At 71.7% G+C, this 13,004-nt stretch carries 12 protein-coding genes; 3 read left to right on the forward strand and 9 right to left on the reverse strand.

Translation table 11 applies throughout. The features are described from left to right. Positions 1-54: 54 nt before the first annotated feature. From BJ964_RS03875 to rimO, 3 genes are read right to left on the reverse strand one after another with little or no spacing between them, the layout of a single operon-like run. The gene (locus tag BJ964_RS03875) at positions 55-546 is read right to left on the reverse strand and encodes a CinA family protein (protein ID WP_188119389.1); all 492 of its coding nucleotides are present in this window, start codon (positions 544-546) and stop codon (positions 55-57) included. Positions 547-557: 11 nt separating this feature from the next. After that, positions 558-1,145 (reverse strand): CDP-diacylglycerol--glycerol-3-phosphate 3-phosphatidyltransferase, encoded by a 588-nt coding sequence (gene pgsA, locus BJ964_RS03880; RefSeq protein ID WP_188119390.1) that lies wholly within the window; start codon positions 1,143-1,145, stop codon positions 558-560. Then, positions 1,142-2,599: a 30S ribosomal protein S12 methylthiotransferase RimO gene (gene rimO / locus BJ964_RS03885; RefSeq protein WP_188119391.1), complete on the reverse strand. Its 1,458-nt coding sequence runs from the start codon at positions 2,597-2,599 to the stop codon at positions 1,142-1,144. Before rimO ends, pgsA begins: the two co-directional genes overlap by 4 nt. A gap of 88 nt (positions 2,600-2,687) precedes the next feature. Between rimO and BJ964_RS03890 the strand changes: the two genes are divergently transcribed. Both BJ964_RS03890 and BJ964_RS03895 read left to right on the forward strand, forming a co-directional pair. Then, on the forward strand, positions 2,688-3,329 hold the full coding sequence (locus BJ964_RS03890; protein WP_188119392.1) for a helix-turn-helix transcriptional regulator: 642 nt from the start codon (positions 2,688-2,690) through the stop codon (positions 3,327-3,329). Positions 3,330-3,360: 31 nt separating this feature from the next. After that, a complete protein-coding gene (locus BJ964_RS03895; RefSeq protein WP_188119393.1) occupies positions 3,361-3,846 on the forward strand; it encodes a DUF3291 domain-containing protein in 486 nt (161 codons plus the stop codon). On the opposite strand, the gene BJ964_RS03900 is transcribed toward BJ964_RS03895, so the two are convergent. After that, positions 3,791-6,319 carry a DNA translocase FtsK gene (locus BJ964_RS03900; RefSeq protein WP_188119394.1) on the reverse strand — a complete coding sequence of 843 codons (2,529 nt, stop codon included), beginning with the start codon at positions 6,317-6,319 and terminating at the stop codon, positions 3,791-3,793. The genes BJ964_RS03895 and BJ964_RS03900 overlap by 56 nt on opposite strands. 86 nt (positions 6,320-6,405) lie before the next feature. On the opposite strand from BJ964_RS03900, the gene BJ964_RS03905 reads away from it, so the two are divergent. Further along, positions 6,406-6,825 (forward strand): YbjN domain-containing protein, encoded by a 420-nt coding sequence (locus BJ964_RS03905; RefSeq protein WP_229806554.1) that lies wholly within the window; start codon positions 6,406-6,408, stop codon positions 6,823-6,825. A gap of 109 nt (positions 6,826-6,934) precedes the next feature. Here BJ964_RS03905 and BJ964_RS03910 read toward each other — a convergent pair whose 3' ends face one another. From BJ964_RS03910 to BJ964_RS03930, 5 genes are all read right to left on the reverse strand, one after another. Then, entirely contained in the window at positions 6,935-8,488 is a 1,554-nt protein-coding gene (locus BJ964_RS03910; protein WP_188119395.1) for a S1 family peptidase, read from the reverse strand. Between the two features lie 115 nt (positions 8,489-8,603). Continuing rightward, on the reverse strand, positions 8,604-10,292 hold the full coding sequence (locus BJ964_RS03915) for a ribonuclease J (RefSeq protein ID WP_188119396.1): 1,689 nt from the start codon (positions 10,290-10,292) through the stop codon (positions 8,604-8,606). Positions 10,293-10,305: 13 nt separating this feature from the next. Continuing rightward, complete coding sequence (dapA, locus tag BJ964_RS03920) at positions 10,306-11,199, reverse strand: 4-hydroxy-tetrahydrodipicolinate synthase (protein WP_188119397.1); 894 nt, start codon at positions 11,197-11,199, stop codon at positions 10,306-10,308. A 26-nt stretch (positions 11,200-11,225) separates the two neighbouring features. Beyond that, positions 11,226-11,768 (reverse strand): DUF2752 domain-containing protein, encoded by a 543-nt coding sequence (locus BJ964_RS03925; RefSeq protein ID WP_188119398.1) that lies wholly within the window; start codon positions 11,766-11,768, stop codon positions 11,226-11,228. Between the two features lie 5 nt (positions 11,769-11,773). Next, complete coding sequence (locus BJ964_RS03930; RefSeq protein WP_188119399.1) at positions 11,774-13,003, reverse strand: winged helix-turn-helix domain-containing protein; 1,230 nt, start codon at positions 13,001-13,003, stop codon at positions 11,774-11,776. Between the last annotated feature and the right edge of the window lies 1 nt (position 13,004).

Raw genomic sequence — 13,004 nt, forward strand, 5'->3', positions numbered from 1 at the left:
CCTGGGCCCACGACAGAACCGGACAACAGGTGCGGTAGGGTGCGTAACCCCAGCTCAGGCCGCGGGCGGCGCGGAACGGAGAGAGTCGGTCAGCAATTGAAGGACGGCCGTCACACTTTCGGTACGGATGGCCGCGCGGTTTCCGTCCAGTTTCAGCTCGCGCACCCGGGTCCCCGAGGGGCCGGCAACCGCCACGAAGACCAGCCCGACCGGCTTGCCGTCCTGCGGCTCCGGGCCCGCGACGCCGGTGGTGGCCACGCCCCAGTCCGCGCCGCAGCGCTCCCGGGCGCCCTCGGCCAGCGCGGCGGCCACGTCACCGTCGACCGGGCCCCGCTCCGCCAGCAACCCTTCCGGTACGCCGGCGAGCCGCGCCTTGAGTTCGGTGGAGTACACCACCAGACCGCCCCGGTAGACGGCGCTCACCCCGGGGATCTCGACGATCGTCGCGGCCACCAGACCACCGGTGAGCGACTCCACCGTCGCCACCGTCTGCCCCCGGTCCACCAGCGCGTGCACGGCCGCCGCGGCCGCCACCGAGATGTCCATCCGCTCCCCCTCTAAACCGGGCCCCGCCGCAACCGCAGCGCCTGGACCACGTAGTCGGCCCCGGTCACCACGGTGACCACCAGCGCGGCGCCCATCAGCACCACCCCGACGAGGTGGAACGGCTCCGGCACCGGCCACAGATACCACGCGATGGCGATGGTCTGCAGCCCGGTCTTGAGTTTGCCACCCCGGGAGGCCGGGATCACGCCGTACCGGATGACCCAGAACCGCAGCGCGGTCACACCCCACTCGCGGACCAGGATGACCACCGTCACCCACCAGGGCAGTGCGCCGTAGAACGAGAGCAGGACCAGGGCGGTGCCGGTGAGCGCCTTGTCCGCGATCGGGTCGGCGATCTTGCCGAACGAGGTGACCAGCGACCAGCGCCGGGCGATCCAGCCGTCCGCGAAGTCGGTCGCCGAGGCGATGCAGAAGGCGAGACAGGCCGCGATCCGCCAGTCCGGCTGGGTCATCTCGGAGACGACGACCAGGAACAGGAAGACCGGTACGAGCACGATCCGGACGACGGTCAGCGCGTTGGCCGCGTTGTAGAGCGACACCACCCGCGCCGCCGGAGCCGGAGCCGGCTCGTCGGTCACCGCGTCACCGGGGCGGCCGAGATCATCTCCACCGGGACGGCGAGCAGGTCCACACCCTCGGTGCCGGTGACCCGCGCCCGGACCAGGTCGCCGGGGCGCAGCATCGACAGGTCCACCCCGGCGTCGCCGGCGACCAGGCTGGTCGAGCCGTCCACCTCGGGTGCCTGGTGCTCGGCACGGCCCTCGATCTCGTCGCCGTCGATCGTGTCGATCAGCACCTCGACGGTGTCGCCGATCCGGTCCTCGGCGCGCTGGGCGCACAGCTCCTCGGCGAGCGCGACGACCCGGTCGTACCGCCGCTTGATGGTGGCGTCGCTCACCTTGCGGTCCAGGCCGGCGGCCTCGGTGCCGTCCTCGTCGCTGTAGTCGAAGACGCCGATGGCGTCGAGCCGGGCCTCGGTGAGGAAGCGGACCAGCTCGTCCACGTCCTGCTTGGTCTCGCCGGGGAAGCCGACGATGAAGTTGCTCCGGGCGCCGGCCCCGGGCGCCAGGTTCCGGGCCGAGTCGAGCAGCTCGAGGAAGCGTTCGGTGGACCCGAACCGCCGCATCCGGCGCAGCACCGGCTCGCTGGAGTGCTGGAACGACAGGTCGAAGTAGGCGGCCACGCCGGGCGTCGTGGCGATCGCCTCCACCAGACCGGGACGGGTCTCGGCGGGTTGCAGGTAACTGGCCCGCACCCGGACGATGCCGTCGACCGCGGCCAGCTGTGGCAGCAGCTTCTCCAGCAGGCGCGGGTCGCCCAGGTCCTTCCCGTACGACGTGCTGTTCTCACTGACCAGCACCAGCTCGCGGACGCCGGTCTTGGCCAGCCACTCGGCCTCGGCGAGCAGCTCCTGCGGGTCGCGGGAGACGAAGGCGCCGCGGAACGCCGGGATCGCGCAGAACGCGCAGCGCCGGTCGCAGCCGCTGGCCAGTTTCAGCGAGGCCACCGGGCCGGTGTCGAGCCGGCGGCGCAGCACCTTGCGCAGGTGGGCCGGGGTGTGGTCGTCGACGGTCGCGTGGCCGGGGACGACCACCTTGGCGGCCTGCCGCTTCACCGGGGTGATCGGGAGCAGCTCACGGCGGTCGCGGGGGGTGTGCGCGTCCAGGCTCTCGCCGCGCAGCACGCTCTCCAGCCGGTCGGTGATGTCGGTGTAGTCGTCGAAGCCGAGCACCGCGTTCGCCTCGGGGAGGTTGTCGGCGAGCTCCTTGCCGTACCGCTCGGCCATGCAGCCGGCGGCGACCACCTTGGCGCCGGTGTCGGCCGCGGCGAGCAGCGTGTCGATCGAGTCCTGCTTCGCCTTCTCGACGAAACCGCAGGTGTTGACGACGACCACGTCCGCGCCCTCGGCGTCGGTGCCGACCTCCCAGCCGCCGGCGTCGAGGCGGGCGGCCAGCTCTTCCGAGTCGACCTCGTTACGGGCGCAGCCCAGCGTCAGTAGCGCGACACGGCGGGTGGGAGAGGTTCCAGACACCCGCCAAGGTTACCGGGCAGCCCGGCGTGGTCGTTCCTCCGCTCGTCCAGCTTCTAGCGCCAAACGCGATTGACAATACGATTGCCCGGTGACGACCTCGGAGAACTGGGACGATCTCGCCGCGGTGACGGCGCTGAGCGATGGGGTGCGGCGCTCGGCGTACCAGGCGGTGGCCGACGGCGGGCCGGAGCCGGTCGGCCGTGACGAGGTGGCCGACACGCTCGGCGTGGGCCGCACCCTGGCCGCCTTCCATCTCGACAAGCTGGTCGACGCCGGGCTGCTCCAGGTCTCCTACGCCCGCCGGACCGGCCGCAGCGGGCCGGGCGCCGGGCGGCCCGCCAAGCTGTACCGGGTCGTGCCCTGGGAGCACTCGGTCAGCGTGCCGCCGCGCGCCTATCGCGACGCCGCGGAGATGCTCGCCGAGGCGGTCGACCGCAGCGGCGCCGATCAGGCCCTCTACGAGGTGGCCCGGGAGCAGGGCCGGCGGGAGCCGGCGAGCGACCCGGCCGCGGCGCTCGCCGAGCGGGGCTACTCCCCGGTCGCCGGGCCGGACCGGATCGAGCTGCGGAACTGCCCCTTCCACCGGCTCGCCGAGCAGTTCCCGCCGCTGATCTGCGGGATGAACCTGGCGCTCGTCGACGGCATGGTGGCGGGTTCCGAGTGGACCGCGCGGATGGACCCGGCGCCCGGCCGGTGCTGCGTGACCCTCTGTAAAAACAAATCCGATTGACATTAGACGGTGGGGCTGGTGAGGTGGATGCATGACCGACTTCCACCTGGCCCAGATGAATGTCGCCCGCTTGAGAGCCCCGCTGGAAGACCCGTCCGTCGCCGAGTTCGTGGCCGGCCTCGATCTGATGAACGAGCTGGCCGACCGCTCGCCAGGCTTCGTCTGGCGGCTCAAGGAGGAGGACGTCGACGAGGCCACCCTGCCGGGTCCCCGCGATCCCGCCGTGATCGCCACGATGTCGGTGTGGGAGTCGCTGGAGCATCTCCGGGCGTATGTGTACCAGTCGGCCCACCTCGACTACCTGCGCCAGCGCCGTGACTGGTTCGTGCCCGGCGGCTCGGCCCTCGTGCTGTGGTGGGTGGAGGCCGGCCACATCCCGAGCCTCCATGAGGCGCTGAAGCGCATCCACCGGTTGTCCACGGAAGGCCCCGGGCCGGAGGCGTTCACCTTCCGGCAGACGTTCAGTCCCCGTCCACCCGCAGAGCGGCCAGAGATTCTTCCAGCTCGTCCGGCTTGACCAGCACGTCGCGTGCCTTCGAGCCCTCGGAGGGGCCGACGATCCCGCGGGTCTCCATGAGGTCCATGAGCCGGCCCGCCTTGGCGAAACCGACCCGCAGCTTGCGCTGGAGCATCGAGGTCGAGCCGAACTGACTGGTCACCACCAGCTCGATCGCCTGGATCAGCAACTGGAGGTCGTCGCCGATCTCCTCGTCGATCTCCTTCTTCTTGCTGGGCGGCGCGTCGGTGACTCCCTCACGGAACTCCGGCTCGCGCTGGTTCCGGCAGAACTCGACGACCGCCGCGATCTCCTTCTCCTCGACCCAGGCGCCCTGGATACGGACCGGCTTCGAGGCGCCCATCGGCAGGAAGAGGCCGTCACCGCGGCCGAGCAGCTTCTCGGCGCCGGGCTGGTCCAGGATGACCCGGCTGTCGGCGAGCGAGGAGGTGGCGAAGGCCAGGCGGGACGGCACGTTCGCCTTGATCAGGCCGGTGACCACGTCGACCGACGGGCGCTGGGTGGCCAGCACCAGGTGGATGCCGGCGGCCCGGGCCAGCTGGGTGATCCGGACGACCGAGTCCTCCACGTCGCGCGGGGCGACCATCATCAGGTCGGCCAGCTCGTCGATGATCACCAGGAGGTAGGGGTAGGGCTTCATCTCCCGCTCGCTGCCCGGCGGCGGCTTGATCTCGCCGCTGCGGAGCTTGCGGTTGAAGTCGTCGATGTGGCGGACCCCGTTGGCGGCGAGGTCGTCGTAGCGCATGTCCATCTCGCGGACCACCCACTCCAGGGCGTCCGCGGCCTTCTTCGGGTTGGTGATGATCGGCGTGACGAGGTGCGGGATGCCCTCGTAGGCGGTCATCTCGACCCGCTTGGGGTCGACCAGCAGCAGGCGGACCTCGTCCGGGGTGGCCCGGGTCAGCAGCGAGACCAGCAGCGAGTTGAGGCAGGAGCTCTTACCGGCGCCGGTGGCGCCCGCGATCAGGATGTGCGGCATCTTGGCGAGGTTCGCCGTGACGAACCCACCCTCGATGTCCTTGCCGAGCGCCACCAGCATCGGGTGGTGGTCGCCGGTGGACGCCCGGGAGCGCAGCACGTCGCCGAGCGAGACGTTCTCCGGGTCGGTGTTCGGGATCTCCACGCCGACCGCGCTCTTGCCCGGGATCGGGCTGAGGATCCGCACGTCCGGCGATTTCACGGCGTAGGCGATGTTGCGGGAGAGCTGGGTGATCCGCTCGACCTTGGTGCCGGGGCCGATCTCCACCTCGTACCGGGTGACCGTCGGGCCGCGGGTGAAGCCGGTGACCACGGCGTCCACGTTGAACTGGTCGAAGACACCGGTCAGCGCGGCCATGATCTCGTCGTTGGCGCGGCTGCGGGCCTTCGGCGGGGCGCCGGTGGCGAGCAGGTTCGGCGGCGGCAGCCGGTAGTCGCCCTTGACCGCCGAGATCTCCAGCTGCTCGGCCCGGGTGGGCATCGCCGAGTGCTCCGGCGGCGGCTTCTTCCGGGTCTTCGGCAGCTTCGGCAGGGCCACCGTGTCGTGCAGGATGAGTTCCTCGTCGAAGTCGTCCGGCGGATCCTGGTCGAGCGGAGGGTCGAGCGGGGCCGGGTCGCTCATGGTGGCCTGCCGGCGCCGGGCCGGGCGCCGCGGCTTCGCGGGAGCCTCGTCCGCCTCGTCCGGATCCTCGTCGTCCAGGGCCGCCGACGGGCGCGGTGTGTGCTTGCCGGAGCGCCCGGAGACCAGGTCGAGCAGGAGCGCCACCCGCTCCGGGATCTTGGCGATCGGTGTCGCGGTGATGACCAGCAGCCCGAAGACGAAGAGCAGCAACAGCAGGGGTACGGCCACCCACGCCGTGACGGCCCGCTCCAGCAGGCCGCCGATGCCGAAGCCGAGCAGACCACCGGCCTGCCCCACCTCGGGCTTCTCGACCTCGGGCCCGGCGATGTGCAGCAGTGCCGCGGTGGCCACGATGATCGCCGTCCAGCCGACCAGGGTCCGGCCGCGGTGCTCGGGGTCGGCCGGCTCCCGCATCAGCCGGATCGCACCGAAGAACAGCAGCAGCGGCAGCAGCACGGCCAGGCTGCCCAGGAAGAGCCGCACCATGTCGGCCACCCAGACGCCGACCGGCCCGGCGCTGCCCGCCCAGACGGCGACCGCGATCAGGATGGCGGCGCCGAGCAGGAAGAGACCGGCGCCGTCCCGGCGGTGCTCGGGCGCGATGCTGCGGGCGGTGGCCGCCTGCCGTCCGGCGCCGCGGGCCAGCCAGCCCACCCCGCCGGCCACACCCATCCAGAGGGCGCCGACGCCACGGGCCAGGCTGGGCCCGACGGCCGGTGGCTGCTTCCGGACCGCGGGACGCCGTGCGGGAGTCTTGCGCGCGGTCGTCTTACCGGTGGCTTTGCGCGCCGGCTGACGGGCACGGTTGACCGCCGCGCCCCGGGTTGTGGACGCGGCGCGGCTCCGGCCCGCCGGAGGAGTTCGGCCCGCCATGGATGTCACCGTAGCGGTGACCGGGCGATCCTTCGAGAAGGCGCACCGTGACTGCTTTTCACTTTCCCGGCATTTACCATCGCAAGGTGCAACCTCTCAGCAACGACATGATCAAGGCCGCGCTGGATAAACGAGGCTTCTCCTACTTCGTCGATGCCGACGGCGACATCGCCGGCAACTTCCAGAACAACCTCATCTACTTCTTCCGCCTCGGTGAGCGGAAGGAGATCCTCCAGGTACGGGCCATGATGCAGCACGTCTTCCCGGTCGGTGAGGTCCCGAAGCTGTACGAGTTCTGCAACACCTGGAACCGGGACCAGCTCTGGCCGAAGGCGTACGTGCAGGTCACCGACGACGGCCAGGCCATCGTGGTGGGCGAGGTGACCAGCGACTGGGAGCACGGCGCCACCGTCGAGCAACTCGATCAGGTGCTGCTCTGCGGCATCGCGACCGGGTGCCGTCTCGGCGAGGCGCTGGGTGAACTGAAATCGGGGTCCTCGCGCTGAGCACGAGGACCCCGATCCGGCGCCGGGTCACGGATTCCCGGCCGGGCTGAGGTGACCGGACCCGGCGGCGGTGCCGGGCGGCTTCCACGCCCGGCCCGCCGAGTCAGGACTACTGCACGTTGAACCCGAGGCTGTACGCGCCGGTGCCGGCGGACGCCACGACCACGTACCGGTAGGTGCCGGAGCGGCCGGTGAAGCTCAGGGTCTTGTCGCCGTCACCGGTGGCCTGGGCCACCGTACGGAAGCTGCCGCGGTTGTTGAGCCGCTGCAGGACCAGGTCGAAGTCGGCGCCGTCCGGAGCGTCCAGGCAGGCGGTGTGCGTGCCGGCCCGGGCCCGGTAGGCGCCGCCGTTCGGCTGCGCCTGGGCCTGACCGGTCCGGTTGATCGTGCCGGTCCGCTGCACCGGGAGGGCGTCGCACGCGGACGCGTCCCCGCCCTCCTCAGCGGGCGGCGCGGTGGTCGGCGCCGCGGTGGCCCCGCCACCCTCACCCTCGCTGGTGACCAGGGTCAGGTTCTGCGCCGCCAGGATCTCGTTGACCGGCTGGAAGAAGGTCTCGCCGCCGACCGTGCAGTCGCCGGAGCCACCCGAGGTGACGCCCTGGGCCTGGTCGCCGGAGAGCCACGGGCCGCCGGAGTCGCCGCCCTCGGCGCAGACGTCGGTCCGGGTCAGACCGGTGACGGCGCCCTCCGGGTAGCGGACGGTCTGGTTCTTGGCCAGGATCGTGCCGCAGAACGTGCCGGTGGTGGAACCGGACCGGCAGACCGCCGCGCCGACCGGGGCCTCGGTGTTGCCGGCCACCGGCAGCTCGTTGCCCTGGAAGTCGTTGACCACCGGGCGCGGCGTCCAGTCGTCGTTCACCGCGACGAAGCCCATGTCGGCATCGCCGGGGAAGACCGAGAACTCCACGGTGCCCTGGGCCTGGTTGTTGAAGCCGGTGGTGGCGGTGCCCTCCGTGCCACAGTGGCCGGCCGTGACGAAGCCGGTCGTCACCGAGAAGCCGATCGAGCAGCGCGCCTGCCCGCCATCGATGTTGATGAAGTACGGGTCGGCACCGCGCACGTCGAACAGCGGCTTCGGCTGGGCCTTGCTGATCTTCACGGTCACCGCGTCGGACGAGACGCCGGCCGACCTCGCGGCCGCGAGGGCCGCCGGCTTCTCCCCCGGCTGCGCGACCACGACCACCTTGTTGGTGGTCACGTCGACGTACCAGCCGGTCAGGCCGTCGGTGTCGGCGGCGGCCGCGTCCAGCTTGGTCTTCGCCGCGTCGAGCTCGGCCTCACTCCGCTTGACCAGCACCGGAACGGCGCCGGCGGCCTTCACCACGGACACCGCCCCGGAGTCGGTCACCGCGACCTTGAGCGTGGTGCCGTCGGACGCGAGCCAGGCGCCGCCGAAGTCCTCGCCGGTCTGGGCGGCCAGCGTCGCGGAGACGCCTCCGGCCCATTCCGAACGGGCCAACCGCGTGGCCGCCTGCTCGCCGTCGAGGCCGAGGTCGCGTTTCATCGCCGCGAGCAACTCCGGGGAGAGGCCCCCCGGAGTTCCGGTCGCGGCCGTCGACCGGGCGTCCTCGTCGGTGCCGGCCAGCGACGGCAGGGTGAACGCGACTGCTGCCGCGCCCGCCACCGCCACCACCGCTGCCACGGCGATCGGTCTGCGCTGCATCTGGAAGACTCCCTCCGCCACGGGTGCCGTGGGGGCGGCACCGGTGCCTGGGAGTACGCAGCCCGTACGAAGATGGTTGAAAAGTCCGCGTGATCCTTATGAATTCACAGACTTCTCAGACTTCGACGACCGTCGGTACGATCATCGGCCGTCGCCGATAGGCGTCGTTCACCCATCGGCCCACGGTCCGCCGGACCACCTGTTGCAGCTGGTGGGTGTCGGTGATCCCGTCCTCGGCGGAGCGGTGCAGCGCCGCGGTGAGCAGCGGGACGACCGGGTTGAACGCCTCCGGGTCCTCGGAGAAGCCCTTCGCCGAGATGACCGGCTCGCCGACCACCTTGCCGGTGACCGAGTCGATCACCACGGTGGCCGCGATGAACCCGCCGTCGCCGAGGATGCGGCGCTCGGTGAGCAGTGATTCGCTGACGTCGCCGACCGCCAGACCGTCGACGTACACATACCGGCTGCGGACCCGGCCGACCACCCGGGCGTGGCCCTCGACGAGGTCGACCACGTCGCCGTCCTCGCAGAGCACCACCCGGTCCGGGGCGACCCCGGTCTCGATGCCGAGCTGCGCGTGGGCGCGCAGGTGACGCCACTCGCCGTGCACCGGCATGAGGTTGCTGGGCCGGGTGACGTTGAGCAGGTAGCGCAGCTCACCGGCCGGGGCGTGGCCGGAGACGTGCACCTTCGCGGTCTCCTTGTGGACCACCGTGGCGCCGGCCCGGGAGAGCTGGTTGATCACCCGGTAGACCGAGGTCTCGTTGCCCGGCACCAGCGAACTGGCCAGCACCACCGTGTCGCCGGAGGTGATGGTGATGTGCCGGTGGTCGCCGGTCGACATCCGGCCGAGGGCGCTCATCGGCTCGCCCTGCGACCCGGTCGACATGAACACGATCTCGTCGGGCGGCAGGTGGGTGGCCTCGTCCAGGCCGACCAGCAGGCCGTCCGGGATGCGCAGCAGGCCCAGGTCACGGGCGATGCCCATGTTCCTGACCATGGACCGGCCGATCAGGGCGACCTTGCGGTCGTACTCCCAGGCGGCGTCCATCACCTGCTGCACCCGGTGCACGTGGGAGGCGAAGCTGGCCACGATGATCCGGCCGCTGGCCTTGCCGAAGATCGAACTGAGCACCGGGCCGATGTCGCGTTCCGGGGTGACGAAGCCGGGCACCTCGGCGTTGGTCGAGTCGGAGAGCAGCAGGTCGACGCCCTCGGCGCCGAGCCGGGCGAACCCGGCCAGGTCGGTGATCCGCCCGTCCAGCGGCACCTGGTCCATCTTGAAGTCGCCGGTGTGCAGGATCAGGCCGGCCGGGGTCCGGACGGCGACCGCCAGCGCGTCCGGGATGGAGTGGTTGACCGCGAAGAACTCGCACTCGAACGGCCCGAGCCGCTCCACCCCACCCTCGCGGACGGTCAGCGTGTACGGGTCCAGCCGGCGCTCGGCCAGTTTCGCCTCGACCAGGGCCAGGGTGAACTCCGAGCCGACCAGCGGGATGTCCGGCTTGTGGGCCAGCAGGTACGGAACCGCGCCGATGTGGTCCTCGTGCCCGTGGGTGAGCACGATCGCCTGAATGTCGTCCAGACGGTCCAGAATGGGCGCGAAGTCGGGGAGGATCAGGTCGACACCCGGCTGCTCCACATCAGGGAAGAGCACCCCGCAGTCGACGACCAGGATCTTCCCGTCGAACTCGAACACCGTCATGTTGCGGCCGATGGCGCCGAGCCCGCCGAGCGGGATGACGCGCAGGGCGCCCTCCGGCAACGGCGGCGGCGGACCCAGCTCGACGTGAGCGTTAGTCATTCGCCTCTTCCTGTCAGAGCACGATGCCGGCCGCGGCGGCGTCCTGGCGCAGTTGGTTCAATTCCTCATCGGTCGCGTCGACCAGCGGCGAACGGACCACCCCGGCGGGCCGGCCCAGAGCGTTCAGCCCGGCCTTCACCAGCATGACCCCTTGCGTACGGAAGATGCCCGTGAACAGGGGCAGAGCCGCGCGGTGCAGGGCCAGCGCGGCGGCCGTGTCACCCCGCTCCCAGGCCTCGATCATGTCCTTGGCCAGCCGGCCGGTGAAGTGGGTCGAGGTGCCGACCAGGCCGACCCCGCCGATCGAGAGCAGCGGCAGGGTGGCGGCGTCGTCGCCGGAGTAGTAGGCCAGGCCGGTCCGGGCCAGCACCTGCGAGCTGGCGACCAGGTCCCCCTTGGCGTCCTTGACCGCGACGATCCGCTCGTGCCCGGCGAGCCGGCACATGGTCTCGGTGGCGATCGCGGTGCCGGCCCGGTGCGGGATGTCGTAGACCATGATCGGCAGGTCGGTGGCGTCGGCGACGGCACGGAAGTGACGCTCGACGCCCGCCTGCGGCGGCTTGCTGTAGTACGGGGTGACGACCAGCAGGCCGTGCGCCCCCGCCTTCTCCGCGGCCTGGGCCAGCTCGATGGTGTGGGCGGTGTTGTTGGTGCCGACGCCCGCCAGCACCCGTGCCCGGTCCCCGACGGCCTCGATCACGGTGCGGAGCAGCACGTCCTTCTCCGCGTCGGTGGTGGTGGGGGACTCGCCGGTGGTGCCGCTGATGACGAGCGCGTCGTTGCGCTGCTCGTCGACGAGGTACGCGGCGAGGCGCGCCGCACCCTCGAGGTCCAGCGAACCGTCCGGGGCGAACGGGGTCACCATGGCGGTCAGCAGCCGTCCGAAGGGCCGCGGGTCGTGCGTCATACCTGACAACCTATCGGACGCCCCGGTCAGACGTAGAAAGCGGTGAACGGCGCCCAGGGGAGGTTACGCAGGATGCTCCACACACCCCACACCACCATGAATGTGATCATGGCGGCCGGACTGACCGAGAACTCCGGCAGCCGCAGGCGGAACAGCCGGCGGCCGGCCCAGGCCACGTACAGATAGATCAGGAACGGCACCGCGAAGACGAACACCAGGTGGTGCCGGGCCGCGGCGGGCAGGTCGCCGTGCAGCAGGAACCACGCCGCCCGGGTCCCGCCGCACCCCGGGCAGACGAAGCCGGTCAAGTATTTGAGCAGGCAGGACGGCGGGTCACCGGCCTGCGCCGTGGTCGGGTCGGTGAGCAGGGTGTAACCGACCGCGCCACCGGTGCAGGCGAGGATCGCGAGCGGGGCCAGCCAGATCGGCGAGCGGGCCGAGACCCGGTTGACGAGGCGGGTCAGCCGGTCCTCCCGGACATGCCGGTAGCCGAACCACTCGGGCGGCACCGGAGGACCCTGGACCGGCTGATCGGCCAGCCACGGAGGCGACTGGGCGGCGGCACTCATGGCCGTCACGCTACACCCGGGACGCCGGCCCGCAGAGCGCTCGTCAGCGGTCCCGCGAAATCGCCCCGCTCGGGCGCCGCCACCGTGGTGAGGCCCAGCCAGCCGGCCAGGCGGCGCAGCTCGGCGGCGAGCGCCACGGCGGTCTCCTCCGGGTCCGCCCCCGGCTCCAGCCAGGCGGCCGGGATCCGCAGCTCACCGGCCTTGCGGTCGGCCTTCAGGTCGAGCCGGGCCGCGAACCGCTCGCCCATCAGGAACGGCAGCACGTAGTACCCGTACAGCCGCTGAGGGCGGGGCACGTAGATCTCGATCCGGTAGGTCATGCCGAACAGCCGCTCGGTCCGGCCGCGCTCCCAGATCAGCGGGTCGAACGGGCTCACCAGGGTGGCGGCGCCGGCCCGGCGGGGCAGTCTCGCCTCGTGGTGCAGCCACGCCGGCCTCCACCCCGGGACGGTGACCGGGCGCAGCACCCCGGCCTCGGCCAGCTCGGCGATCGCCTGCCGGCACGGCTGCACCGGAAGCCGGAAGTAGTCACGCAGCTCGGCCTCGGCGGCCACCCCGAGCGCCCGGGCGGAGAGCTCGACCAGGGCCCGGAACGCCTCCTCCGGCGCCGGGGTGGGCGCGGCCAGCACCTCGGCCGGCAGCACCCGCTCGGGCAGGTCGTAGCGGCGGGCGAAGGACGTGGTCCGCTCGGCGGCGGTCACCTGACCGGTGTAGAAGAGCCACTCGAGTGCCTGCTTGACGACCGACCAGTTCCACCCCCAGTGCTCCTTGTCGCGGGGTGTGTCGTGCTCGATCTCGGCGGCCGTGATCGGGCCGCGGTCGCGCACCTCGTCGAGCACCCAGGCGACCAGATCGGGCTGCTCCACGGCGATGCGCCGCATGTTGCCCCAGGCGAACTCGTGCGCCCGCGCCATCCGCCAGCGGAACAGCGGCTGGAGGTCGGCGCGGATCAGCGACGCCTCGTGGCCCCAGAACTCGAACAGCTCGCGGGGCCCGCGGTAGGCGGCCCGCTCCAGCAGACCCGGCGAATACGGCCCGAGGCGGCTGTAGAGCGGCATGAAGTGGGCGCGCTGCAACACGTTCACCGAGTCCATCTGGATCAGGTGCAGGCGGCGCAGCACCCGGCGCAGGTGGCGCAGATCGGTGGCGCCGCCCGGTCGTGGGTCGGCGAAGCCCTGGGCCGCCAGCGTGATCCGGCGGGCCTGGGAGAGCGAGAGTGATTCGGACACTGCCATC

It is taken from the genome of Actinoplanes lobatus (genome assembly GCF_014205215.1).
GTDB classification, from domain to species: domain Bacteria; phylum Actinomycetota; class Actinomycetes; order Mycobacteriales; family Micromonosporaceae; genus Actinoplanes; species Actinoplanes lobatus.

Bases quoted from the DNA above. Each gene is read 5' to 3' on its own strand.
- BJ964_RS03895 (WP_188119393.1), top strand. From the start codon at position 3,361: ATGACCGACTTCCACCTGGCCCAGATGAATGTCGCCCGCTTGAGAGCC.
- dapA (WP_188119397.1), bottom strand. From the start codon at position 11,199: ATGACGCACGACCCGCGGCCCTTCGGACGGCTGCTGACCGCCATGGTG.
- BJ964_RS03930 (WP_188119399.1), bottom strand. From the start codon at position 13,003: ATGGCAGTGTCCGAATCACTCTCGCTCTCCCAGGCCCGCCGGATCACG.
- BJ964_RS03915 (WP_188119396.1), bottom strand. From the start codon at position 10,292: ATGACTAACGCTCACGTCGAGCTGGGTCCGCCGCCGCCGTTGCCGGAG.
- BJ964_RS03925 (WP_188119398.1), bottom strand. From the start codon at position 11,768: ATGAGTGCCGCCGCCCAGTCGCCTCCGTGGCTGGCCGATCAGCCGGTC.
- BJ964_RS03875 (WP_188119389.1), bottom strand. From the start codon at position 546: ATGGACATCTCGGTGGCGGCCGCGGCGGCCGTGCACGCGCTGGTGGAC.
- BJ964_RS03900 (WP_188119394.1), bottom strand. From the start codon at position 6,319: ATGGCGGGCCGAACTCCTCCGGCGGGCCGGAGCCGCGCCGCGTCCACA.
- BJ964_RS03910 (WP_188119395.1), bottom strand. From the start codon at position 8,488: ATGCAGCGCAGACCGATCGCCGTGGCAGCGGTGGTGGCGGTGGCGGGC.